Source organism: Pseudomonadota bacterium (genome assembly GCA_030860485.1).
Classification (GTDB): Bacteria; Pseudomonadota; Gammaproteobacteria; order JACCXJ01; family JACCXJ01; genus JACCXJ01.
The window spans coordinates 1-23,036 of sequence record JALZID010000331.1; the positions used below are offsets into that span (position 1 = coordinate 1).

The following is a 23,036-nucleotide window of genomic DNA, read 5'->3' on the forward strand; positions in this document are numbered from 1 at the left end:
TCGAGCTCCCCGCCCAACCGCCGCCGAAGATCACCGCCAGCTCAGTTCTCAGCCATCGCCCTGTAGTGCAGACCTAGGGGGGTCCCTATGAATGATATCAATCACTTAGGACCTCGGTACCCCCCGAATCGGCTAAGTCGGGCTAGGACGCGCTTTCTCCCCAACCCTTCCTCTGGATCGGCCAGGGCGAGGAAACTTCTTCCTGCTCAAATGCCGATCAGCCCACGCAATTGTTCGACCGGGGTGCGGTGCAGGAATTCGCCGGCGGGCAAGCCCTCCGGATTGCTGTTGCGTATCGCCTGAACGAGGCCTTTCAGGATTGCGACCATCGCCTCGCCGGGCGCGCGTTCATAGAGGATCTTCGCGAGCCGGGTGCCGTCGCGCGCGCCGCCAACCTGGATCACGTAGTCGTTCTTGCCGTAACCGTAAATGCCGATCTCGGCGGTGGGAGGGCGCGAGCAAACATTGGGGCAGCCCGCCATGCGGATGATCACGTCCACCTCGCCGAGGCCGGCTTCCTCCAGCGCACGGACGTAATAGGGCAGAATCCGCTCCGCCTCGGTCATCGCGAGCCCGCAGGTCGGCTTGGCCGGGCATGCCATCGCGAGCCTGCTGCTGTGCCATGTCCCCGCCGACCGCCGCGGATGGGTCGAGCAGGTGCTGAAAGAGCATGGGGTCAACCGGCCCGAGGAAATCTCGAGTGTGCGCCAGGTCCTGGTTCGGCGTGATGCGCACGCCGAGATCGAGTTGCTCGACGATTTTGCGCACCGCGGTGCGCATCTGCACCGTTGCAGTGTTCTGCAGCCGGCCGTTTTCCACCGGAAGCCCGTAGTAAAAACAGCCCCTGCCGCCTGCCTCCGGATGCCAGCCGTGGTGATACCGCACCTCGGGAATCGGCTGCGGCTCGGCTTCCATGAGCCGGATGCCGAAGCGCTCGAGCAGCGTGGCCTTCACCGGGTCCACACCGAGCCGCCGCAAGGTGTATTTCCAGCGCGCCTGGCGCCGGTTCTTGCGCTCGCCGTGCTCCTTTTGCAGGATCGCGATCGCGCGCACGGTATCCACCACCTGCTCGCGCGGCAGGGATGGAAGCCGTCCTTAAGCTTGGAGTCGAAGCGATGCGCCATAGGTCTATTGTCGGTCCCGACAAGACTGGATGGCGGTTCGAAAAACCTTAGAACGTGCCATTCCAGGATTTAAAAACCCGACTCGTCTGCTTATGGGCTATAGGAAACGAAAATAGGAGACATTCACCATGAGCTTGCCAAAAGGGCCCTCCATTGAAAGAGAGCAATTGTTCGAAATCTTTACCACCAATCCGTTTCCTTTTCTCCGCCAGTGCTTCGAAACCTATGGTGATTTGTTCACGCTAGACCTTGATACATTTGGCGTCGACCGATACGAAGCATCAGGAACATGGGTGTTCATGAGTCATCCGGATCATCTGAGAGAGCTGTTCACCACCGAAGGAGGGGGCATACGCGGCGGCGCCGCTAACGATATTCAGTTTCAGCAATTGCTACCCTCCGAAAGCAGCGTGGTAATTGATGGATCGGAACACCTGGAGCGCTGCCGCATGCTCAGCAAACTGGTTCAGGGGGAGAAAAAATCCGCAGTTTCACCGGCGCCATTCATCGTTTGGTCGCCGAGGAGGTCGGCCGCTTCCCGTCCAGAGAGGTATTTTCGCTGGCCCCTTGTTTGCGCCGAATTTCCAATCAGGTGATGCAACACCTGACATTCGGTTCGCGCGTGGACGATGACACCGCCTACATCAGTACACGATTGAGCGAGTTCGGAAATCCAGCCTATCGCGAGAGGATAAGGTTAGTTTGGTTAACGATTGTTGTAAGGTACTGAATCAGATAATCGACCAATCAAAGACATGTTCCCGTTCAGACGGCAGCGATCAGAGCAGCATATTTTCGCTCCTGGCAAATGCGGAGGACTCTCGCGGGACCCTGACTCGAGCGCAGATCCGCGCCGAGCTATTGGTGATCTTGCTTGGTGGAACTGACACGACTGCAAGTACGATGAGCTGGATAATGGCATGGATAATGGCCAATGAATCGGTTCGCGCTAGGCTGGGAGAGGAACTCTTGATGCTACGCGACCAGCCGTTCGATGGCGACAATATCGACAAACTGGAATATCTCGACGCGGTAATCAAGGAGAGCTGCCGAATCAGTCCGATGCTGTTTAACAGCTCGGCCCGTCTACTCACTCAACCGCTGGAACTGGGCGGATATCGATTGCCAGCGGGCACCATCGCAGCCAGCTGCTCCTATCTTGTGCATACGCGTCCGGACAACTATCCGACGCCAATGCAATTTGATCCGAAGCGGTTTTGGAGAGTTAAGCCCGATTCGTATCGCTGGGTACCATTTGGAGGCGGAATCAGACGCTGCACGGGAATGGCTTTTGCGCTCTACGAGATTAAGGTGGTCATCGCGTCCTTGTTGCGTTTGGCCAAACTCGAACCTGTGGAGGTAACTACGGAGCCGGAGCTGCAAGGAACTTTTTTCGCACCAGCGGGTGGCGTCAAGGTACGAATCCGTTAAATCTCAAGAATCGTTGCGAAGTCCTGAAAGCGCGGTACAAAAAAAGCCGAACAAAGGCGCATCGGCGAGCATGGGACCTCCGTGACGGTATTTTGCGTGGCTGCCGACCACGACACCGCCAAGTATACCGTAAAAGACCGTCCGGTGGTATAGACTACACGGGACGGCTACGGAAGGATGGGCTTCGAGAGCAGGTTACAGCGAATTAGCGTGCGTCTTGGATGCTGCTAGAAACGATTCGACATAACGGGCCAGGAGATCGACCTCGATATTGACCCGCGTTCCGGCCCTGTAACTGCCGGCGATGGTCGCGGACAGCGTGTGCGGGATCAGGTGGACCTCGAATTCCCGACCCTCGATGCGGTTCACGGTGAGGCTCGCCCCATCCACGCATACGGAGCCCTTGCGGGCGAGATAGCGCACCAACGCTTCGGGTACCGCCACCCGCATGCCGGCATCGGGGTCGCCACGCTGCGCGGCGGCGACCGTGCCGATCCCATCCACGTGACCGGTCACGAAATGGCCCCCGAGCCGCCCCCCCGGGCACAGGGCCTTCTCCAGGTTGACCCGCCCACCGGCGCCGCACTCGCCGAGGGTCGTGCAGCGGAGCGTCTCCTCGGACACATCGACGGCGAATCCACCGCCCGTTAGCTCCACCACCGTGAGGCATACGCCCTGGACCGCGATGCTGTCTCCCAACCGTACATCGCCGAGGTCGAGGGGGCCGGTGTCAATCGCAACGCGCAGGCCGCGCGCCGCGCGCGTCACGGCGGCGATGCGCCCGACGGCCTCTATAATTCCTGTGAACATCGGGCGGTGAATATCGGATCAGGGGCGTGATCACTCGGATCCGGGCCGTGCCGTGATCCGCCAATCGCTGCCGATGGCCCGGACGTCGGTGATCTGCAGGTGCAGCGCGTCCTCGAGACGCGAGTAGTCGCCAAGCGCGGCCATGGGCATGGCATCGCCGCCGAGGAGCCTGGGTGCCACGTAGGCCACCAGCTCATCCACGAGGCCGGCCGCCAGCATCGTACCGGTGAGGACGGGCCCGGCCTCGACCAGGACCTCGTTGACCTCCAGCCCCGCCAGCGTTTGCAGCACCTGGGTGAGGTCCGGTCGGCCGTCGCACATGGGGACCTCGATCACCCGTGCGCCGGCTTCGGCGAGCGCCACGCGCCTCTCGGGACCGGTTTCTCCGCAAAGGACCAGGGTGCTGCCGGCCTCGCGTAACATGCGCGCGCTCGGGGGCATGCGGAGCCGGGTGTCGAGGATCACACGCAGTGGTGCGGCGCCCGCGTCGACCAGCACCGGGTCGCGCACCGACAGCAAGGGGTCATCCGCAAGCACGGTGCCGATGCCGGTCAGGATGGCCGAGCTCTGGGCACGCAGGCGCTGGACGTCGGCGCGCGCGGCTTGGGAGGTGATCCAGCGGCTCATCCCGGAACGCAGCGCGACGCGGCCATCCAGGCTCATGGCCGTCTTGGCCGTGACCCCTGGCAGCCCCGAGCGCATGCGTTTGACGAAACCGCGGTTGAGGCGGCTGGCCTCGGCCTCGCCGAGCCCCGTGGCTATCGCGATCCCGGCCTCGGCCAGCGCCCGGCAACCTCTTCCCTGGACCGCGGGGTTGGGATCGGTCATGGCAAGGACGACGCGCGCGATCCCGCCGCCGATCAGCGACTCCGTACAGGGGGGGGTGCGGCCCTGGTGGCAGCAGGGCTCCAAGGTCACATAGCAGCTCGCCCCACGCGCCTGGCGACCCGCCGCGCGCAGGGCCAGGACCTCGGCGTGCGGCTCACCGGCTTTGCGATGCCAACCCTCGCCGACGACGGCGCCGTCTTTGACCAGCACGCAGCCGACGCGGGGGTTCGGGTGGGCGGTATAGAGCCCGAGGCGCCCGAGAGCGAGGGCGCGGGCCATATGCCGGTGATCGTTTGCGCTCCACATGCCGGATCTGAGCCTCGGGGCATCCCTCTAGGACATTCCACTATGACACGGATCGGCGAGGCACTACACTACGCCGGCATGGCGGCGCGACACAACGAGTTCATCTTCCGGCTCGATGACGAGGAGGTCGCGCTCATCCGCGATTTTGAGGGCATGTACCGCCAGTGTGAGGACCCGCATGGCCAATCCCGGGTGCTCGAAAACCTCTCGTATCACCTGGTCACGGCCACCTTGGACAGGGCCATCGCCATGCTGGACCACAAAGGGCGGCTGGCCATCGCGGATCTGGGTTGTGGCCTCGGGTACTTCACGCGCCACTTGAAGCAGTGCTATCCAGAGGCCCTGGTCTACGGGCTCGATATTTCCTCGGTAGCCCTGGAACGCGCCGCCCGGCGGGCCCCGGACTGCACCTTTCGGCGCGTGGATCTGAAGACCGCGGATCTCTGCATCGCCGGCGGCCGGCGCTTCGATCTGGCCGTGGCCCTGGACTGTCTCTACTACTTCGAGGACCATGAGATCCATAGCGTCCTCTCCAATATCCGTGCGCTCCTCACCCCTCGAGGTTTCCTGATGGTGGGCTATCACCTGCCGGAGGACATGCGCTTCGGTCTCTACCTCCGCTCCCTCGCCGATGCCGAGCGCCTGCTCGCCCCCCACGCCCTCGAGATCGTCTACAGTTTCGAGGTCCACAACCGGCTGGACCGCACCTACAGCGGCGCACCGGTGGGACGCCACCTCTATTTCCTGGCGCGCGGTTCCTCGTGAGAGCTACTTATCGAGGACATAGAGCCAGTCGCGGCCGCCGCAGACCTCGCGTGCGTGCCGCAGGTGGGCCGCGTAGGGGTGAAAGAGCCGATCGAGGCCCTCGGGGCAGAATCGGAATTGGTCATTGGTCATGCCCTCGACATGCGTGCCCCAGGCGACGATCCGGGACAGACAGGACCACCGGGATTGCGTCAGGCTCTTGACCGATTCCGAGACGATCAGGCGCTGCAGCGCCGCGTCGAACAACTGCCCGAGGACCTCGGCCACGTCCGGATAGAACTGAAACAGGCTCGCCTGGCATACCACCACCTGCGAGCCGGGGAGAGAACGACGGCGCAGATCGAAGCGCTCGACCTCCCGGCCCCGATCACGGGCGCGGGCGACGAAGACGGGGCTCTGGTCCAGGCCCCGATAGCGGATCGAAGGGTCGAGATACCCAGTCAAGGCCCCGTCGCCACAGCAGACATCCAGGACCTCGGCGCCCTCGGGGACCCATTGCGCCACTTCTCGGAAGCGCTCGCGGCGATGGACATGGTAGACGGCGGTCATGAGACCGTGATAGAGGAGGCTGCTGCGGTAGAGGATGGCCATGGCGGGGTCTTCCTGCCGAGTTATGGTTGTCGTTATGAGGCCGCCGCTCCCCGGCCGGGAGTGGCCCGGCCGATCTTTGCACAGCCGTAGTGCGCTGGGAAGTAGGGGCGCACGACTGTGTGCCACCAATGCCACCAAACGTCCTCTCGCCGGTCCGGTGTCACCGTGACGAGGAGGGACAGTCAGGGGCATCCAGCATGCCGTGCCCCCTACGGTGCCTCGTGTAGTCCCGAGGTGCCGGCGGGATCGGTCTTCAGGGCCTCCGCGAGACATCCGGATCAGTCCGTCGGGATCGAGTCGGCCTCGGTCTCCGTCGGCATGACCGGACCCCCTACGGCCTGCCGGTAATTGGAAAACACGTAAACGGCCAGGGAGTTGGCGATACGCACCAACATGGCATTATCCGTACCGCCGACAGAAAATGCGCCGCCCATGGCGGCGGCATGGGCGTAGAATTCTGGATAGGCGAGCTCTTTTCCGGTTTCCTTGTCGAGAAACCTCGCGCGCATGACCACGGCGGAACTGCCCGCAAATGCGCCGGAAAAAAAACCGTTGGCCACCTCCCACGAATTCAGATCGGTGATCACGGGTTCGATGAGCAATGTGCGGGTCGGGGTGTCGAGCGGTTTGACGTTCCACCGGTCCAGCCTCGATTTCAGACGGTCATCGATATTTTCTTGTATCTTCGCGAGCGCGTCCTGGTAAGCGGCGATTCCGGAATTCGCGCTGCTAATGACACAGGTCAGGAACAAGGCGCGATTCCGCGTGGACGATTGAGCCTGCATGGTCTGGCCGCTCCTTTCGGGGTTAGAGGGTTCTTCCAAGGATCGGAAAGGCAACGCGGTTTCGCAAGCCTGCCGGATCATGCGAAGTCCGCCCGCCAAAGGTGTACGGCGCGCTCCGTTAGCCGATGCTGGCGTGCGTCTAGGAGATCGAGCGTGCTCGGGCGCGATCTCCGGGATTTTTCGCGTCAAGGCATAAGCGCTTTGGCTGTACGCCCCGAGCTTCTCGACAAAGGTCGCGTTGCCGACTCGGCGGTTCGCGGCCGATTCGAGCAATGTCAGATTGCCGAGCCGATAGACCGCCGCTTCCCATCTCTCGCGAGGAAAGTGCTGTGCCCAATCGTCCAGCGGGTTCTCGGGGAGGATATGTTCGATCGCGGCCGGATCTGTGTCCGGGTCGCAAGACCGGCCGGACGCATCTTCTTCGAGCCGGGTCAAGATGTACTTGACCAGCTTCTTGCGCTGCCCTCCGGTGTCCACGCTGAGCAGGGCGAAGTCGTTCCGGAACTTGCCGTCGTCCACGTAGATGGGCTCCAAGCGCTCGAAGAGCGTCGCGAGATTGGTAGCTCTCCCATCGAGAACGGCCTTGGCCGCCTCGTGATAGGTGGGCTCCAGCGCGTTGGGATTGAGGCCGCTCACGACCGTGTAGCGGAACGAGATAACGCTCATGAGCTTCAGTACCCGAACAAAGTCCTCCCGCGAGAACCGCTCCCAGGCCGCAAAGAGGACCGGTGTCATCTGCCGCACGCGAAAGAGGTTCAGATCGCGAACGAACGGTTTTGCACCCAACAACTCAGCCCAATAGCCATGATTCGGATCGGAGAGGGCGGCGAAGAGCTCGGCACGAACTGCTAGCGCGTCGAGGAGCGCGAAGACGTCCTGCGGCGTTCTCACCCGATCGCGCACGAGCTTAAAAAGGCGTGGGCTTCGGATCTTCGGCTGCTCGCAAAGCAAGTCGTAGCGAAGAAACTCGGGAAAGCGCTCCGTGGCCACTGTGGCGACGAGCGAGCGCCATCGTCGCTGGAGTGCGTCCAGGTCGGCCGACACCTTCACCCTGGAGAAGAGGTAGTTCTTCAGGAGGTCGGTCGTCGTGAGCTCCAGTCCGCGGGCGTTGAGGGTCTCGAACACCGTGTAGGCGTTGAGCTCGTCATCCACCGTAATAAGGATGAAGAGGAGCTGGCGGGCGACGGTTTCCGAAAGGACCCTCGCGAATGCCTCGCCGTCGTCCTTTAGCTCGGAGACCTTGTCAAGCTGCGCTCCAAGGTACCGGAAGCAGTCCCACAATAGTCGGTTGGACTTCGGCAGGCCGCGCGGATTGAGCGGTTGTCTCAACTGGACGAGGTAGTCCTGGTAGAACGCGTTGTCGGTCGCGTTGAGAAACAGCCTGCTGCTCTCGACGAGCGAAGCCGGATCCTTCTCGCCGATAAAGCGATTGCGCAGCTCGTGGGCCCGTTCCCGGTTAGGCGCTGGCTCGACAACGCGGTCGGCCATCGCCCGGAGCTTGCCGATCACCACCAGTGCAAGAATGCTGAGCGTCGCCATCCGCTGCTGGCCGTCGATGATGAGGAACTCGCGGTCGCTAGTCTCCTCGACAACCAGGGCCCCCATATAGTGACGGTCGTCAGGCCGACCACGAAGCTCCAGAACGTCATTCCAGAGGTCTTCCCACTGCTCCTCGGACCACGAGTAATCGCGCTGGTAGGGCGGCACGCGGTACCCCTTGCCGTTACCGATCAACTCCAGGTAGTTGATCGTTCGCGTATTGAGGATGTTGGCTCGGCTCATCACAAACCTCTTAACCTCTTTGGTCTTTGGTCGCCGTCTAAGAATTCCACGATGGCGGGGGTGAAAGGACCTGTTTCACGGCCCGGGCGATGTCCGGGTACCTATTTATTGGTCCCCCCGTTGTCCATCGTCCCACCGAGGTTTGCGCTTTTCTAGGAAGGCGGAGAGGCCCTCACGGGCCTCGGGAGAGGTCCAGAGGCGGGCGAGCAGCAGCTCGGCGGAGGCTGTGCGTTCCGGCTCCCTCGGCAGGTCTTGCAGCGAGATACGCTTGCAATGGGCGAGGGCCTCGGGCCCGCCCGCAAGTAGGCACCCGACCTCGGCCTCGACGGCCTCATCGAGATGTTCGGCCGGAACGACACGATGCACGAGGCCGAGGCGCTGTGCCTCCTGGGCATCGACGCGGGCCGCGGTCAGGAACAGGCGCCGCGCCTGGCGTTGGCCCACGGCGGCGATGACGTAGGGGGCGATGACCGCGGGGACGAGGCCGAGCCGGGCCTCGCTCAAGGCGAACACCGATGTGTCGGAGGCGATGGCGACGTCGCAACACGTGATGAGCCCGACCCCACCGCCATAGGCCGGGCCCTGGATGCGGGCGATCGTGGGTTTCGAAAGGCCGTTCAGGCGGTGCATGAGATCGGCGAGTGTCCCGGCATGCGCTCGGTTGGCCTCCGGGGTGTCTGTGAGACGCGCCCGCATCCAGTCGATGTCGGCGCCGCTGCAAAAGGCTTCGCCGGACCCGCTGAGGACCACGACGCGGATCTCCGGGTCTTTATCGATCGCCGCAAGGCGGGCGAGGAGTGCGCCGATCAGGTCCCCGTCCAAGGCGTTGCGGCGCTCGGGGCGGTTCAGGGTCATGCGAGCGACGCCCCGCCCGTCGGTCTCGAACAGAAGGGCCTCGGTCATGACGTTACATCCGAAACACGCCGAAGCGCGTCTTGCGGCTCGGCGCGCCGGCGCAGATACGAAGCGCCTGCGCCAGCACCTCGCGGGTGCGCGCGGGGTCGATGATGCCGTCGTCCCAGAGCCGGGCGGTGGCGTAGTAGGGGTGGCCCTGGGTCTCGTATTGATCTCGGATCTCGGCGCGGTAGGCGGCCTCGTCTTCGGCGCCCCACTCGGCGCCCCGCGCCTTCAGTGACTCGCGCCGCACCACCGACAGCACCGAGGCCGCGACCTCGCCGCCCATGACCGAGATGCGGGCGTTCGGCCACATCCACAGGAAACGCGGCTCGTAGGCCCGGCCGCACATCGCATAGTTGCCGGCGCCGAACGAGCCGCCGATGACGACGGTGAGCTTGGGGACCTCGGCACAGGCGACCGCCGCGACCATCTTGGCGCCATCCTTGGCGATCCCGCCCGACTCGTATCTCTTGCCGACCATGAACCCCGTGACGTTCTGGAGGAACACGAGCGGCGTGCCGCGCTGGCAGGCGATCTGGATGAAATGCGCGCCTTTCAGTGCGGACTCGGAGAACAGGATCCCGTTGTTGGCGACGATCCCGACCGGATGCCCCGCGATCCGGGCGAAGCCGGTGACGAGCGTCTTGCCATAGAGGGCCTTGAACTCGTGCCACTCCGAGCCGTCCACGATGCGCGCGATGACCTCGCGCACGTCGTACTGGAAGCGCGGGTCCCTGGGGACGATCCCGTAGATCTCCTCGGCCGGATAGCGCGGATCGAGACACGTTTTGGGCTCGGAGCCCTGATATCCATAAAATAACCTGCGCGAGGGGAGATGGGACACGATGTCGCGGGCGATGCGAAGGGCATGGGCGTCGTCGTCTGCGAGGTGATCCGCGACCCCCGAGGTGCGGCAGTGCAGATCCCCGCCGCCGAGGGTCTCGGCGTCCACGACCTCGCCGGTCGCGGCCTGCACGAGCTGCGGTCCGCCGAGATAGATCGTCCCCTGGTTCCGCACGATGACCGCCTCGTCCGACATCGCCGGCACATAGGCACCGCCCGCGACGCAATTGCCCATGACCACCGCGATCTGGGGGATCCCGAGCGCCGACAGCCGGGCCTGGTGATAGAAGATTCGGCCGAAGTGCTCGCGGTCGGGAAACACCTCTGCCTGGAGCGGAAGAAAGGCCCCGCCCGAATCGACCAGATAAATGCACGGCAGCCGGTTTTGCTGGGCGATCGCCTGTGCCCGCAGGTGTTTTTTGGCGGTGATGGGATAGTACGTCCCGCCTTTCACCGTGGCGTCGTTCGCGACCACCACGACGTCGCGGCCGTGGACCTGGCCGATCCCGGTGAGGATGCCGCCCGCGGGCAGCTCGTCTCCATAGAGACCGAGGCCGGCCAGCGGCGACAGCTCCAGGAACGCGCTGTCCGGGTCGAGCAAGGCCGCGACGCGCTCGCGCACCAGGAGCTTGCCGCGCTTCCGGTGCCGCTCGCGCGCCGCCTCGGGGCCGCCGGCTAGCGCCTTGACGAGGCGCTCGTTCAGGTCCGCAACGAGCCCGCAGAGGTGTGATGCGTTCTCGGCGAACCCCGCCGAGTCGCGATCGATGCGCGTCGAGAGGACCGGCATCGTCAGAGGCATTCGATGGTGACTAGCATTCGATCGCAAGGGCGGTAGCCTCGCCCCCGCCGATGCAGAGGGAGGCCACGCCGCGCTTCTGCCCGCGCGCCCGCAGCGCATGCAAGAGCGTCACGAGGATGCGCGCGCCCGTGGCCCCGATGGGGTGCCCGAGGGCACAGGCCCCGCCGTGGACGTTGACACGCTCGGGCCGGAGCCCGAGCTCCCGGATCGCGGCCAGCGCCACGGCCGCGAAGGCCTCGTTGATCTCGTAGAGATCGGCCTCCGCCGTGCCCCATCCGAGTCGGTCGAGCAAGCGCCGGATGGCGCCTATGGGTGCCGTCGTGAACGCCGCGGGCGCCTGGGCGACCGTGGCATGCGCGAGGATGCGCGCGAGCGGAGGGAGCCCGAGCTTCCGGGCGGTTGCTGCGGCCATCACCAGGAGCGCGGCGGCGCCGTCCGAGATGCTGGAGGCATTGGCCGCGGTCACCGTGCCCCCGTCCTTGCGGAAGGCGGGCTTGAGCCGGGCGATACGGGTGAGATCCAAGCGCCCCGGCCCTTCGTCCTCGGAGACGAGATTGCCCTTGACCTCGACTGGGACGATCTCCGCGCGGAACGCCCCGTCCGCGATGGCGCAAAGGCTGCGCTGCACCGACTCGGCGGCGTAGGCGTCCTGCTGCTGGCGTGTGAAACGGAATCGGTCGGCGCACTGCTCGGCGAAAAAACCCATGAGTTCACCGCTATCCGGGTCTTCCAGCCCGTCGTAGGACATGTGGTCGAGGAGGCGCGCATGCCCCATGCGTTGGGCGCGCGGGACCAGATAGGGGGCCCGGCTCATGGATTCCATCCCGCCCGCGACGACGACCTCGGCGGCGCCGGCGCGGATCTGATCGAAACCCAGCATGAGCGCCTTCATGCCCGAGCCGCACATCTTGTTCACCGTGGTGCAGGGCACGCCGATCGGGATCCCGGCCTTCAAGGCGGCCTGGCGGGCCGGTGCCTGGCCGAGCCCGGCGGGCAGCACACAGCCCATCAGCACCTCGTCGATGCGGGCCGGATCGATGCCGCTGTCCTCCAAGACCGCGCGCACAGCCACCGCGCCGAGCTCGGTGGCCGGAACGGCCGAAAAGGCACCCAGAAAGGCACCGATGGGCGTCCGTCTCGCCGCGCAGATCACGATTTCGTCCGGCATCTCAAGCCCTCGTTCTCAAAGCCCTCGTTCTCAAAGCCCTCGTTCCACTAGCTCGCGCCCGATCAACATGCGCCGGATCTCGTTCGTGCCACCGCCGATGTCGTAGACCTTGGCGTCGCGCAGGAGGCGTCCGGCGGGCGAGTCGTTCATGTAACCCCTGGCGCCCAGGCACTGGATGGCCTCGAGTGCCACGCGCACCGCCGACTCGGAGGCGAACAAGAGGCAGGCGGCCGCCTCCTTGCGGCTCTGTTCGCCGCGATCGAAGCGCGCGGCCACCCGATACGTGAGGGCGCGGGCGGCTTCGAGCGCGGTGTACATGTCCGCGAGCTTGCCTTGCATCAGCTCGAAGCTGCCGATGGCCTGGCCGAACTGCCGCCGCTCGCGCACATAGGGCAGCACGAGATCGAGCGCAGCCTGCATGATCCCGAGCGGGCCACCCGAGAGCACCAGCCGCTCGCTGTCCAGCCCGCGCATCAAGACCCGCGTGCCTTCGTCGACCGTGCCGAGCACCTGCCCTTCGGGTAGCTCGCAGTTCTCGAAGACAAGCTCGCAGGTGTTCGAGCCGCGCATGCCGAGCTTGTCGGTCTTCGGGCCCTTGCGGAAACCCGGCGTGCCGCCCTCGATCAGGAAGGCCGTGATGGCGCGGGAGCCGGCCTCGAGAGGCGCAGTGCGCATATAGACGATGACGAGCTGCGCCTCGGGGCCGTTCGTGATCCATTGCTTGGTGCCGTTCGCGACGAAGCCCCGGCCGCGCCGCTCGACCCGGCAGCCCATCGCCCCGATGACGTCCGATCCCGCACCGGCCTCGGACATGGCGAGCGCACCCACCCACTCACCCCGACACAGGCGTGGTAGGTAACACCTCTTCTGGGCCTCGGAGCCGTTCTCGTAGAGGGTGTTGACGCACAGGTTCGAGTGGGCCGCGTAGGACAGGCCGACCGATCCCGAGGCGCGTGAGACCTCCTCCATGGCGAGCACGTGCGCCAGGTATCCGAGCCTGCCTCCCCCGTACTCGGGAGCGACGGTGAGCCCGAGCAAGCCGGCTTCCCCGAGCTTGGCCCAGAGCTGACCGGGGAACGCGTTGTCGCGGTCGATGGCCTCGGCGTGCGGCGCTACCTCGGCCTCGGCGAAGGCCCGTACGGTTTGTCGAAACCCCTCCAGGTCCACGGTCACGCTAGTCTACCTCCATAAGAGTATGGATAATGGGGGTGCCGTTTGCCTCCCGGCAGCGGTCCCGGGGATCGCGGCCCGGACACCCCCAGCTGGACATTCCCCGCTGGCCATATACCAGTGGGACCTCCAACTGGGCCGAGCGTGCGTAATGATTCTGGGACGGGCGGTCCCGACACCTCTAGCCAAGAAGGAGAATAGCCATGCATCCGAAGAGTTTCAGACAGCTTCTCGCGATCCCCTTGCTGTCGGCCGTATTGGTGGCCGCGGGCTGCCCCTCGACGACCTCTAAACCCGAGGCCAGCCTCTATCAACGGCTCGGGGGAAAAGAGGCCATCACCGCCGTGGTCGATGACTTCGTCGCCAATGTGGCCGCCGACTCGCGTATCAACGGCCGCTTTGCGACCACCGATATCCCGAGGTTCAAGCAACTCCTGGTCGACCAGATCTGCGCCGGCAGCGGCGGGCCTTGCACCTACACCGGCCGGGACATGAAGACCACGCATGCGGGCATGGGGATCAGCGACGCGGAGTTCGATGCCCTGGTCGAAGACCTGGTTCAGAGCCTGGACAAGCTCAAGGTGCCGGCCGCGGAGAAGGAGGAGCTGCTCGGCATCCTGGGCCCCATGAAGGCGGACATCGTGGAGCCCGGGGCCTGAGCATCCCACCGGCTGCACCGGCCCGGAAGGGCGGCCAGGGACGGCCCGAATCCTCCTGTTTCCGCCCTTCGAAAGCGCGAGACTGTGGGGGTGGTCCCCCTTCGAACCCGGGCGACTTGTTCTTCTAATTCTAATTCCCCGGTTCGAGTAGATCCTTGAGCGCGGCGAAGGGGCGATGGGTGGCCACCGCCGTCTCCTCGTGTTTCAGGCTCACGGCCTCGCCGCGTACGAGATCGGCGTGGCGGGCATGCTCGTTGTCGTGGCAGTAACGGCACAGCAACTCCCAGTTGCTCCCGTCGGGCGGGTTGTTGTCGTGGTCGTGGTCGCGATGGTGGACGGTCAGCTCGTGGAGGTTGATGCGATCGAAGCCGCGCCCGCAGCGGCCGCATACCCAGGGGTAGAGCTTGAGCGCCTGCGCGCGATAGCCTTCCATGCGCTCGGCGTAGCCACGCCGTGCCTCTGCGACGATCTTATCGAGCCGGTTGGCATCGAGCGCCCCGCGCGCGGGTTTCGGGGGACGGGGGTATTGGTCGGCCATGTCGCTGCTCGCCTCTGAGGAGTTTCCCTAATGATAGACGAGAGGAGTTATCGATGCCGCACGGCCCGCTTCGATGACGGCCCCAGCGCTAGGGGTACCCCCCCGTGGGTGCCTACATGATACCGACGCCGCACGGCCCGGTTTGATAAGGGCCGGGTTGACAGGCGCATGCGCGCGGCTTAGCGTGCCTGCCAGCGGAGGTATCTGCCATGCAACGCGAGATCGATCGTAGCGGATTACGCGTCAAGGCCATCGGCCTCGGGGCCATGCCGCTCTCCATCGCCGGGCGCCCGGGACCGGAACAGGCGTTCCGGGTCATCGAGGCTTTCGTAGATGCCGGCGGGGATTTCATCGACACCGCCAACGTCTACTGTCTCGATGATAGCGACATCGGCCATAACGAGCGCCTCATCCACGACGCCCTGACACGACTCGGGCGGCGCGACCAGGTGCTGGTGGCCACCAAGGGCGGTCTGCGCCGGCCGCGCGGGGACTGGACCGTGGACGGGAGCCCGAAGTGGCTGCGCGCGTCGTGCGAAGGGAGCCTCGCGGCCCTGGGCACGAACGTCATCACCCTCTACCAGCTCCATGCCGTGGACCCCGCGGTGGATTTTCGGGAAACGCTGGGGGCACTCATCGCGCTCAAAGAGGAAGGGAAGATCCGGCACATCGGCCTCTCGAACGTGGACCCCGGGCAGCTCGAGACCGCGCTCGCGCACACCGCCATCGCCTCGGTCCAGAACCGCTGTAATCCGTTCTCGCAAGGGGATTTCAAGAACGGTCTCGTGGATCTCTGCAAGGCGCGTGGGGTGACCTACATCGCCTACAGCCCCGTGGGCGGCCACTTCGGCCACCAGCGCCTGGGCGCCGATCCCTTGCTGGCCCGGCTGGCCGCGAAGTACGCCTCTTCGCCCCAGTGCATCGCGCTTTCCTGGCTGCTCCACAAAGGCGATCACATCCTCCCCATCCCGGGTGCGAGCAAACCGGCGAGCATCCTGGACAGCCTGAAGGCCATGGACCTCACGCTGGAGCCCTCGGACATCGAGGCCATCGACCGCCTGCCGCGCGGCTAGCGCGCGCTTCTTCGAATGAGGGTGATGTCTGTACGCGGGACCGTAGGACGGTAGATCCTATGCAGGAGCGCCTGGCGCGCGTTCGTTACTGGTTTGTGCCCAACAGAGGTTAACCCAGGCGGTGCTGCATGGCATCGACAATTAACGCCGGACGGGCGTAGGCGGCGGGATGGGGCACAGCCAGATCCGAGCGACACGACCGCGATACCTGCTGAGATTTGCCAAGCTCCGTCCAGCTTACCGGATTTGTTGTCGCGCAACACGAAGCGCCGGATCCAGCCTACGTACGCCTGCTCGGTCCTGATGCTCTAGTGCTTGCGCCGGATCCGGTCTCGGATCCTTGTTCAGCAGACGGGGTTGTTCACCCATACCGACCTCCGAAGGTGCGCTTGCCTCTTGGCTTTAGGGGACTATAATTCGCTCAAGTGCTTGAATCCTTGGGTCAAGGCTCTTGTATGCTTACCCAACATACAGTCCTTTGACGCAGAAGAAAAGCACCTTTTAGTAGGGGGTCTACTTCTAGTTAGGCATTACATATGAGCAAGTTCGAAGAGGCATGTAGGCCTGTTATTTTTGAGCAGAAGCATGCGGAGTTCTCTTATTGGGGGAAAGGGTCCTCATTTCTAATTGCAAACTCTAACAACTGCTATTGGGTAACAGCCTCTCATGTTCTTATAAACACGGGTGGACACGCTGACTCTTTAAGGATCGTTCCATCAGACAATTCGCAAATATCTCTGTCATTTAATGAGCAATACACAGTAAATAAAGGATCAGCTGATGACGAGGATTACAAAGACATATTCATGCTTCGTATCGATTTGAATGAATTTGATAGTTCCGGTGATGCTCCGCTAGTAGCTCAGGATATAGACCAAGGGATTTTGCGAGCAGAGCGGCTAGAACCAAATGATCATTTATGGGTTATAGGTTATCCATCCGAGAGCAATTTCATAGACTACGAAAGTTGTGCAATCAAAAATACGAGGAGTGTTCTCAGAGCTGTCTATAGGGGAAGAAGTGTCTCTGATTACTGCCATGAGTTGATTATTGAGAGCTCGATAAAACTAGAAAATTATGATGGCCTAAGTGGCGGCCCTGTCTTCCATATGAAACAAGTGAATCGTAACGGACAAGTAGCGGCTTACCCATTGTTGGTTGGTATGCTCCTAAGAGGTACTGCATCCAGCGGAATTGCGCACTTTGTTAGCTCAAGCGTTATCGTTGATATTGTAAATTTGTTAGAAAACAATGCCTAACAAGCGCGTGGAGGCGGACGCGCAGAAGCGGTGCGCCGCTAACGCGCAGCGCTGGCCGGCCCACCACAACGTTCGACTCGACGACTTACGACCAACCATGCAGCCCAATGACGACAAGAACTTGAGGCGCCTCGTAACGGGCCTGTCCGCACCGGAACAGCCGCAACCGAAGGCGGGCAAGGATGGCGATCCTCAGCTTGCCGCCCTGTGTCAGCGCATCCTCGGAGCGATGATGACCGGAACGCGAAAGGCCCTCGTTGACTTTGGGAGCGGTAACGGGGTTCTACCACACCAGATGGTGAAGTTCGCTGCACAATCAGAGTACCCGTGCTACTGGGCCGTCGATTTTCCAAGTCCGCTGGACGATTTGGCCATTCCTCATCAGCTCCACAATGGCTCCCGGAAGTACACTGTTGACGACTTTTATGACAAGGCGCTGAAGCTCCACGCGGACCAGATCGGAATCGTCGTCTTGCGAAATATCCTCCACGAGATGACTATCGCCGACACCACTCGCCTCTTCAGCGCGCTGCGGGCTCACTTGCCCGATGACGCATCTATCTACGACGCATCTATCTACATTCAAGACATGGCCCGCTTGGCTACGCCCGAACGCGGGAACGTCGGCTGGGACCTCGATCTGCTCGAAGGCTGCCTAGGAGACCTTGGCTTCAAGGTCATAAGCTTTCCGCAAGTGAGCTATGGTGGAGTCCCCTGGTTCGCGATGGACCTCCGCGTCATCGACAGAACTGAACGCAACGATCACCAGCGACTATGCGCCGCCAGGTCGGAGCAACTCGACCGCATCGCCGTCAAGCTGAGCGAGGCTGGGGACGACTATACTCGTACGTCCGAGCTAATGCTGCTCCAGCACGAGTATACAACTCTCGCATTGCAGCTTCGCAAGGCCGGGTGGTCGGACGGCGCCCGCCATAGGCGCGCGCCCGCATTGGGATCGCTATCTATCCCACTCCATCCCTTCGCGAGCGACCTTGATTACGCATGCCAGACGCCCGAAGCGTCCAGTGTGAGCGGACTCGTCGCGATGCTCTCGAGCAAGAGGCTCATCGACTTCCCGCGCCTCATCGCCACAGCCACACGCGACATTTGCTTTGGCGGCTATTCGAACCGGCTGCTCTTTGTCCGCGATGAGAACCGGGCAGCTCTTCGGCAAGCACTCTCACGGTGCGTTGCAGTCCGCGTCGTTGTTGCGGACCCGCGCTCATGCGCCGCGGCGCTACGAAGCCAGGAACCTGTCTACGCCAACCCTGGCGAGCTACTGGGTGCGATCGGCGAAACTATTGAGCGCGGCCGCGACTTCGCTCACCGGATTGCCGCGGACCTCGGTGACGACGTACGAGGCCGACTCACTATTCGCGCATCCGGCCATGTTCCGAGGTGGTCGTATTGTATTGTCGATGATTGGTGCTATCTTAGTTTCTATTCAGGCTGGGCTACTGGTAGCGCCTCACCGTGTCTTGTCTTTCGCGGACTTCCCCATGCAGTACAGAACTACTTTCATGTGGTGAGGCAGGAATTTCTTAGTATCTATCATGATGCTCAGGACTTGCTGGGCCTACCATGACGAAGGCACTAGTCGCAGCTGGGGGCCTCGGCACCCGCATGCAGCTCTATCAACCCAAGGCCGCACTTGGGCATTGTGGACAATCCCTCGGATTTTGGACTGCCGCTTCACTCACCGCGGCTGGCTGCGAGCTGGTCGTATTCTGCGTTGACAACCCTGACTGGGCGACCACGTTTCGCCGCGAGCTTCGTGCGCTTCCAACTTGTAAGGTTGTCGTAGATCGCGGATTTGACAATACGTTCCAATTGTTCCGGGCGCACGCTAACGGTGCGGGTCGGTGGGTCTTCGCATATGGTCACGCACCCCGTCCTCCCGTGGAGTTCCGTCGGCTCTTGGCGGTGGGAGCCGCAGTTGTCGCAACCGCGGTGCCTCAGTCGTCGAAGCGGTCCCTGCTCCGCCTCGGTACAGCAATCATCGAGCCGCCGTTCGTAGTTGACCTGGATGTGGTTTCATTGAACGGTAGATCATGGGGAGAGTTCTTCGAGAGGCACTCAACGATGGCTGTCGTCGGCCCACTCGCGACGATGGGCGTCCAGGAGTTTAACTATCCAAGCGAATGGCTATCATACAAGGACTACTTGGCACGCGCTTTCCGCGGACCTGTCTTTGATGGGCCGGCCAACAAGGTGTTGCAGCTGACGGTCGCCTCTGGTCGGCCCTCCGGGCCCCCGGACGGCGGCCGCAGCTGAACATCAGGCCGTTGGACGGCGCGAAAAGTCGTTGTTGAATGAGCATGCTCGCTTTCATGCCATGGTGTTCCCTCAACGAGCATCCCTCGGTGGGACCGGTGTCGCTGCTCACCTACCGTCGCGGCCAGCTGCCCGCGGGAGTTCCGCGCAAGGTCCGACAGACAATGGACTTGGTCCTGGAGCCATACCGAGTAGCGCGACGCGCGCCCGTTCGCGATGCCACGATCTTAGCGATTGACCCCTCGGATCCGATCAAGGATCTCGACGAAGAGCAGCGCGCAGATGTTTTCACGGCCGCCGAACTCGTTGCGTTCTCTGCCCTCTCCGCCAGGGATTTCTTTGGCTTCACCTATTGGAATCGAGACAACTTCCAAGTCGTGATCCAGTCGTTCTCCGACCCGGCTGGGGGAACAGCCATCACGACCCGGAGAAGAGACGGGACAACGACGAACTATCTGCCCCGTGGATCGTACGAGTTTCCCAAGCCTCTCCATGTTGGAAGCATCGGTCGGCAGGGGATCGACACGCCGCTCCTGCAATCTCTCGCAGCGGCGTGGGGGGAAGCCGATTGGGATCAGGTTTGGGAATCGATCATCGCATTCAATGCTGCGAACACCGATGCGATGGACACGCCAGAGCACGTCGAGTTCGTTCTGCTGTCAGGAGCGTTTGAGCGCCTTCTCGACTGCCGCAGAGGTAACGAGGACGAGCTCGCCGGCAGGTTCACTGCAGCTTTCCAGCCCACCGATCCCACTGACCCGCGGGCGTGCGATCGCACTCAACCTCACGTCGATAGATTCCGTCGTTCGAAGAGCGTCGCGGAAATCTGGCTTAGGGACTTCTTTCGAGTCCGAGGTCATCTGGCCCATGGGAGGATCTCGCCAGGACACCCCGCCATCTGGAGTTTGCCTGAGCATCTCCTGCTCGCTTCCTATTGCTTCCCCCTCATAGTGAAGTTGGTCGTGAACGCCCGCGGACTCTACGAGCTGACGCGCGATGACCGAGAAGCGATCGATTGGTTCGAGCGATTCGCATCTATCAGAGCGTTCGAGGCGACAGGCGACCCGGATGACCAGTCATCCTTCCCATGGAATCAAGTCAAGAGCGAGAGAACTAGTGAGCGCATCCGCCGCGGAATCGAGCAACAGATCAGGCAGATGGGATGGCCGGAAGACGTCGAGTCGGAATCGTAAGGCGGGCCGTCCAACACGCCGCTGCACCTGACGGCCGCGGGCTCTTCAGCCGAGGTGAGGCGTGATAAAGTACACGTGCGGCCGCAGGTGAGCGGCCATCCGTTGGGCGGACCTAACAATCGGACGCCCGAGTATGAAGGAGAAGAAGTCATGGGAGCTAAGGCCAAGATCAAGGCTAAGCCCAAGACCATTGACGAGTACCTCGCGGAGTTGAGCAACGACAAGCGAGTAGCGCTCGGCCTGCGAAAGACCATCCGCGCTGCAGCTCCAAGAGCTGAAGAGTGCATCAGCCACCAGTTCCCCGCCTTCCGTCTCGACGGACATGACCGTTGAGATCATCACGTCAGCTTCCCAGGTCATTGGCCTCGCACTGGATGCTGCCATGCGAAACGACGGTCCACAGTGGTGGCGCGGCCAAGCCCATGCCTCATGGAGCCTGCGTCCAACCATCGCTTATCATGCCGGAGGTTATCAGGCTGAAAAGAACATGCTGGCCATGTTCAGGCTCGGCGCGCCGAGTCGGCACACGACTCTTCCTACACACGAGGACGTTCCTGGTTGGCTGTTCTTGGCACGTCATCACGGTCTCCCATCACGATTGCTAGATTGGACGGAGTCCCCGCTCGTGGCGCTGTTCTTCGCCGTCTATCCAACGGACTTCAAGAATCTTCCCGATAACGAGGATAGCGCCCTATGGCGCCTCAGCCCTTGCAAGCTCAACAAAAAGTTCCTGGACCTTGAGAAGATCTGTCTTCCGGAGAGCCCAAAGGTAGTTCCGCTTTTCAAACGTGCCCTGACCGGTGAGCCCCGAACTAAAGATGCGATTGCGGCCGTCGCAGCACCAGAACTTGATTTACGAATGCTCTTACAACAGTCACGCTTTACCATTCACGATACCGACTTGCCTCTAGAGCAGCTGACGGCTGGCGAGGGCGTAGTGCAGAAGTACGTCATCCCTGCCACGAACAAAATGATGGTCCGCGCAGAACTTGAGGCTCTTGGCATGCGTTGGTCATCGATATTCCCCGACTCGGGTAGCCTGGCGAACTATGTGGCCAACCTCAAGTGGAAGGACACTGTGTAGTGCATCCGGCTATAAGGCGCTGCACCTAACCTGGCCCGCGATGTCGGTTTCTGGGACTTCATAGCCCACTCATGCGGGCCGGGCAGGTGCGCTTTGGTCGTTCGGCGGCTAGGGTCTCTTTGGAGGTGCATTATGTCCTCGCTCAGCGGCAAGGTGGATATCGTGACGGGGTCTTCCCGAGGCATCGGCGCGCGAATAGCGACCCGGTTAGCGCAGGCAGGCGCAGGAGTCGTTGTCAACTACGCAGGCGGGCGAAATGCCGCGGAGCAAGTCGTTCAATCCATCGAAGCCGGCGGTGGACAGGCGCTGGCCGTTCAAGGAGACGTGAGCAAGCCGCAGGACGTCCGGGCCTTGTTCGATGCCGCGGTCGAGCGATTCGGTCGCGTTCACATCCTGGTGAATAATGCCGGAATCATCCTTTACAAACGACTCGATCAGACCGCCGACGACGAGTTTGATCGGCTTTTCGCCGTCAACGTCAAGGGCGTCTTCAACGCACTTCGAGAAGCGTCGCGGCATTTGGAAGACGGCGGGCGGATCATCAACTTTTCCTCTTCGACAACCCGGCTCATGCTGCCGACCTATGCGAGCTATTGCGCGACCAAAGCGGCCGTCGAGCAATTGACGCGCATCTTCGCCAAGGAGGTCGGTCAGCGCGGCATCACGGTCAACGTCGTCTCGCCCGGGCCGACCAACACGGAGTTGTTCACCGAGGGCAAGAGCGAAGCGGACATCCAGCGCATGGCGGCGATGGCCGCGCTCGGACGGATCGGCCAACCGGAAGACATCGCCAACCTGGTGCTGTTCCTGGCGAGTGACGAGGCCGGTTGGATCTCCGCGCAGAACATTGGGGCCAACGGCGGGTTGGCCTGACCAGGTGCCATGAAAGGTAACAAACATGGACGGCCTAATCCCGTCGTCGCACCCCCGCGCCCTGGCCCCCAATCCTTCGCGAATAACGCTTGATCCCGCCCCGCTGCGGGAGATACTGACCGTGTTAGGCTGAACGGCGCGGCAGGGTTTGCCGCATTAGGCTCGTCAGGCTAATCAATGGTTCGGCAAGATCTGTCTTCAGATCTGTCCGCAACCGGAATGTGAACTAGGAGACTTGGATGACGATTGCTTCCGATCTCTTGCAACGACATATCCAGACACTCGTCGAGGACAACGCGCAATGGCAGACACTGATCGCCGATGATCTTTTGTGGGAGCTCCCCTACGCGCCCGCCATCGGCCATCCGGCGCGGCTATCGGGGCGGGAGGAGGTGGTGCGTCACGTAACCTGGTTCCTGGGAACGGTGGACAATTTCCGCTTCTTCGACCTCAAGGTATATGCCTTAGCCGATCCGGAAGCCGCAGTCGCCGAAGTCAAGGGGGAGGCGCTCATCAAGTCTACGGGGCGTATCTACCTCCAGGATTATGTGGTGTTCCTCCGTGCTGCAGGCGGCAAAATCGCGTTCCTACGCGAATATTTCGATCCGGTGCGTGCGGCCAAGGCGCTGGGCACGCCGATCCTTGGGCTCGAATCCTGAGGACAAGCGGCGACGGGCCGGATAACTCGCAGCCGCCCTTCAGCGATCCTGGTCAGCTAAGTGTCATGGGTGTCCTTGCATACGACTTACTAAGGAAATTGCGATGAATGCTTTATCGAACCTTT

General features: G+C 62.6%; 23 protein-coding genes. 13 read left to right on the forward strand and 10 right to left on the reverse strand.

The annotated features are described in order from the left end of the window. Window positions 1-206: 206 nt before the first annotated feature. The gene (locus M3461_20715; protein MDQ3776597.1) at window positions 207-602 is read right to left on the reverse strand and encodes a hypothetical protein; all 396 of its coding nucleotides are present in this window, start codon (window positions 600-602) and stop codon (window positions 207-209) included. Between M3461_20715 and M3461_20720 the strand changes: the two genes are divergently transcribed. The 3 genes from M3461_20720 to M3461_20730 all read left to right on the forward strand — a co-directional run bounded on the left by M3461_20720 (window position 586) and on the right by M3461_20730 (window position 2,555). Beyond that, window positions 586-1,197: a hypothetical protein gene (locus tag M3461_20720; protein MDQ3776598.1), complete on the forward strand. Its 612-nt coding sequence runs from the start codon at window positions 586-588 to the stop codon at window positions 1,195-1,197. The two genes, M3461_20715 and M3461_20720, sit on opposite strands and share 17 nt — an antisense overlap. 55 nt (window positions 1,198-1,252) lie before the next feature. Continuing rightward, window positions 1,253-1,720: a cytochrome P450 gene (locus M3461_20725; protein MDQ3776599.1), complete on the forward strand. Its 468-nt coding sequence runs from the start codon at window positions 1,253-1,255 to the stop codon at window positions 1,718-1,720. Between the two features lie 106 nt (window positions 1,721-1,826). Further along, window positions 1,827-2,555, forward strand: coding sequence for a cytochrome P450 (locus M3461_20730; protein MDQ3776600.1), 729 nt, complete (start codon window positions 1,827-1,829; stop codon window positions 2,553-2,555). Between the two features lie 195 nt (window positions 2,556-2,750). On the opposite strand, the gene M3461_20735 is transcribed toward M3461_20730, so the two are convergent. Then, a complete protein-coding gene (locus M3461_20735; GenBank protein ID MDQ3776601.1) occupies window positions 2,751-3,365 on the reverse strand; it encodes a riboflavin synthase in 615 nt (204 codons plus the stop codon). Window positions 3,366-3,395: 30 nt separating this feature from the next. Continuing rightward, a complete protein-coding gene (gene ribD, locus M3461_20740) occupies window positions 3,396-4,472 on the reverse strand; it encodes a bifunctional diaminohydroxyphosphoribosylaminopyrimidine deaminase/5-amino-6-(5-phosphoribosylamino)uracil reductase RibD (GenBank protein MDQ3776602.1) in 1,077 nt (358 codons plus the stop codon). Between the two features lie 69 nt (window positions 4,473-4,541). On the opposite strand from ribD, the gene M3461_20745 reads away from it, so the two are divergent. Next, a complete protein-coding gene (locus M3461_20745; protein MDQ3776603.1) occupies window positions 4,542-5,264 on the forward strand; it encodes a class I SAM-dependent methyltransferase in 723 nt (240 codons plus the stop codon). 3 nt (window positions 5,265-5,267) lie between these two features. Here M3461_20745 and M3461_20750 read toward each other — a convergent pair whose 3' ends face one another. The 6 genes from M3461_20750 to M3461_20775 form a co-directional block, all read right to left on the reverse strand. Next, window positions 5,268-5,855, reverse strand: a complete 588-nt coding sequence (locus M3461_20750) for a hypothetical protein (GenBank protein MDQ3776604.1) — start codon at window positions 5,853-5,855, stop codon at window positions 5,268-5,270. A gap of 278 nt (window positions 5,856-6,133) precedes the next feature. Then, the gene (locus tag M3461_20755) at window positions 6,134-8,422 is read right to left on the reverse strand and encodes a DUF262 domain-containing protein (GenBank protein ID MDQ3776605.1); all 2,289 of its coding nucleotides are present in this window, start codon (window positions 8,420-8,422) and stop codon (window positions 6,134-6,136) included. Window positions 8,423-8,527: 105 nt separating this feature from the next. Then, window positions 8,528-9,325: an enoyl-CoA hydratase-related protein gene (locus M3461_20760; protein MDQ3776606.1), complete on the reverse strand. Its 798-nt coding sequence runs from the start codon at window positions 9,323-9,325 to the stop codon at window positions 8,528-8,530. A 4-nt stretch (window positions 9,326-9,329) separates the two neighbouring features. Beyond that, complete coding sequence (locus tag M3461_20765) at window positions 9,330-10,949, reverse strand: methylcrotonoyl-CoA carboxylase (GenBank protein MDQ3776607.1); 1,620 nt, start codon at window positions 10,947-10,949, stop codon at window positions 9,330-9,332. A gap of 22 nt (window positions 10,950-10,971) precedes the next feature. Beyond that, window positions 10,972-12,129 (reverse strand): thiolase family protein, encoded by a 1,158-nt coding sequence (locus tag M3461_20770; protein MDQ3776608.1) that lies wholly within the window; start codon window positions 12,127-12,129, stop codon window positions 10,972-10,974. A 30-nt stretch (window positions 12,130-12,159) separates the two neighbouring features. Further along, complete coding sequence (locus M3461_20775; protein MDQ3776609.1) at window positions 12,160-13,302, reverse strand: acyl-CoA dehydrogenase family protein; 1,143 nt, start codon at window positions 13,300-13,302, stop codon at window positions 12,160-12,162. 200 nt (window positions 13,303-13,502) lie between these two features. On the opposite strand from M3461_20775, the gene M3461_20780 reads away from it, so the two are divergent. Further along, window positions 13,503-13,958 (forward strand): group 1 truncated hemoglobin, encoded by a 456-nt coding sequence (locus tag M3461_20780; GenBank protein ID MDQ3776610.1) that lies wholly within the window; start codon window positions 13,503-13,505, stop codon window positions 13,956-13,958. A gap of 130 nt (window positions 13,959-14,088) precedes the next feature. Here the strand turns inward: M3461_20780 and M3461_20785 are convergent, their stop codons facing one another. Beyond that, a complete protein-coding gene (locus M3461_20785; GenBank protein ID MDQ3776611.1) occupies window positions 14,089-14,391 on the reverse strand; it encodes a YajD family HNH nuclease in 303 nt (100 codons plus the stop codon). A 314-nt stretch (window positions 14,392-14,705) separates the two neighbouring features. Here M3461_20785 and M3461_20790 point away from each other — a divergent pair, with 314 nt between their 5' ends. The 8 genes from M3461_20790 to M3461_20825 all read left to right on the forward strand — a co-directional run bounded on the left by M3461_20790 (window position 14,706) and on the right by M3461_20825 (window position 22,911). Continuing rightward, a complete protein-coding gene (locus tag M3461_20790; protein MDQ3776612.1) occupies window positions 14,706-15,569 on the forward strand; it encodes an aldo/keto reductase in 864 nt (287 codons plus the stop codon). 536 nt (window positions 15,570-16,105) lie between these two features. Beyond that, window positions 16,106-16,828 carry a serine protease gene (locus M3461_20795; protein ID MDQ3776613.1) on the forward strand — a complete coding sequence of 241 codons (723 nt, stop codon included), beginning with the start codon at window positions 16,106-16,108 and terminating at the stop codon, window positions 16,826-16,828. A 97-nt stretch (window positions 16,829-16,925) separates the two neighbouring features. Further along, window positions 16,926-18,413, forward strand: coding sequence for a hypothetical protein (locus tag M3461_20800; protein ID MDQ3776614.1), 1,488 nt, complete (start codon window positions 16,926-16,928; stop codon window positions 18,411-18,413). Window positions 18,414-19,479: 1,066 nt separating this feature from the next. Then, window positions 19,480-20,295 (forward strand): hypothetical protein, encoded by an 816-nt coding sequence (locus M3461_20805; protein ID MDQ3776615.1) that lies wholly within the window; start codon window positions 19,480-19,482, stop codon window positions 20,293-20,295. A gap of 150 nt (window positions 20,296-20,445) precedes the next feature. Next, entirely contained in the window at window positions 20,446-20,628 is a 183-nt protein-coding gene (locus M3461_20810) for a hypothetical protein (GenBank protein MDQ3776616.1), read from the forward strand. Then, window positions 20,618-21,379, forward strand: a complete 762-nt coding sequence (locus M3461_20815; GenBank protein MDQ3776617.1) for an FRG domain-containing protein — start codon at window positions 20,618-20,620, stop codon at window positions 21,377-21,379. The genes M3461_20810 and M3461_20815 overlap by 11 nt, the downstream gene beginning before the upstream one ends. 132 nt (window positions 21,380-21,511) lie before the next feature. Next, window positions 21,512-22,252 (forward strand): SDR family oxidoreductase, encoded by a 741-nt coding sequence (locus M3461_20820; GenBank protein ID MDQ3776618.1) that lies wholly within the window; start codon window positions 21,512-21,514, stop codon window positions 22,250-22,252. A gap of 239 nt (window positions 22,253-22,491) precedes the next feature. After that, window positions 22,492-22,911 carry a nuclear transport factor 2 family protein gene (locus M3461_20825; GenBank protein MDQ3776619.1) on the forward strand — a complete coding sequence of 140 codons (420 nt, stop codon included), beginning with the start codon at window positions 22,492-22,494 and terminating at the stop codon, window positions 22,909-22,911. Window positions 22,912-23,036: the final 125 nt, after the last annotated feature.

Bases quoted from the DNA above. Each gene is read 5' to 3' on its own strand.
- M3461_20820 (MDQ3776618.1), top strand. From the start codon at position 21,512: ATGTCCTCGCTCAGCGGCAAGGTGGATATCGTGACGGGGTCTTCCCGA.
- M3461_20750 (MDQ3776604.1), bottom strand. From the start codon at position 5,855: ATGGCCATCCTCTACCGCAGCAGCCTCCTCTATCACGGTCTCATGACC.
- M3461_20735 (MDQ3776601.1), bottom strand. From the start codon at position 3,365: ATGTTCACAGGAATTATAGAGGCCGTCGGGCGCATCGCCGCCGTGACG.
- M3461_20760 (MDQ3776606.1), bottom strand. From the start codon at position 9,325: ATGACCGAGGCCCTTCTGTTCGAGACCGACGGGCGGGGCGTCGCTCGC.
- M3461_20825 (MDQ3776619.1), top strand. From the start codon at position 22,492: ATGACGATTGCTTCCGATCTCTTGCAACGACATATCCAGACACTCGTC.
- M3461_20770 (MDQ3776608.1), bottom strand. From the start codon at position 12,129: ATGCCGGACGAAATCGTGATCTGCGCGGCGAGACGGACGCCCATCGGT.
- ribD (MDQ3776602.1), bottom strand. From the start codon at position 4,472: ATGGCCCGCGCCCTCGCTCTCGGGCGCCTCGGGCTCTATACCGCCCAC.
- M3461_20790 (MDQ3776612.1), top strand. From the start codon at position 14,706: ATGCAACGCGAGATCGATCGTAGCGGATTACGCGTCAAGGCCATCGGC.
- M3461_20755 (MDQ3776605.1), bottom strand. From the start codon at position 8,422: ATGAGCCGAGCCAACATCCTCAATACGCGAACGATCAACTACCTGGAG.
- M3461_20815 (MDQ3776617.1), top strand. From the start codon at position 20,618: ATGACCGTTGAGATCATCACGTCAGCTTCCCAGGTCATTGGCCTCGCA.
- M3461_20780 (MDQ3776610.1), top strand. From the start codon at position 13,503: ATGCATCCGAAGAGTTTCAGACAGCTTCTCGCGATCCCCTTGCTGTCG.
- M3461_20765 (MDQ3776607.1), bottom strand. From the start codon at position 10,949: ATGCCGGTCCTCTCGACGCGCATCGATCGCGACTCGGCGGGGTTCGCC.
- M3461_20800 (MDQ3776614.1), top strand. From the start codon at position 16,926: ATGCAGCCCAATGACGACAAGAACTTGAGGCGCCTCGTAACGGGCCTG.
- M3461_20795 (MDQ3776613.1), top strand. From the start codon at position 16,106: ATGAGCAAGTTCGAAGAGGCATGTAGGCCTGTTATTTTTGAGCAGAAG.
- M3461_20810 (MDQ3776616.1), top strand. From the start codon at position 20,446: ATGGGAGCTAAGGCCAAGATCAAGGCTAAGCCCAAGACCATTGACGAG.
- M3461_20715 (MDQ3776597.1), bottom strand. From the start codon at position 602: ATGGCATGCCCGGCCAAGCCGACCTGCGGGCTCGCGATGACCGAGGCG.
- M3461_20725 (MDQ3776599.1), top strand. From the start codon at position 1,253: ATGAGCTTGCCAAAAGGGCCCTCCATTGAAAGAGAGCAATTGTTCGAA.
- M3461_20785 (MDQ3776611.1), bottom strand. From the start codon at position 14,391: ATGGAAGGCTATCGCGCGCAGGCGCTCAAGCTCTACCCCTGGGTATGC.
- M3461_20745 (MDQ3776603.1), top strand. From the start codon at position 4,542: ATGACACGGATCGGCGAGGCACTACACTACGCCGGCATGGCGGCGCGA.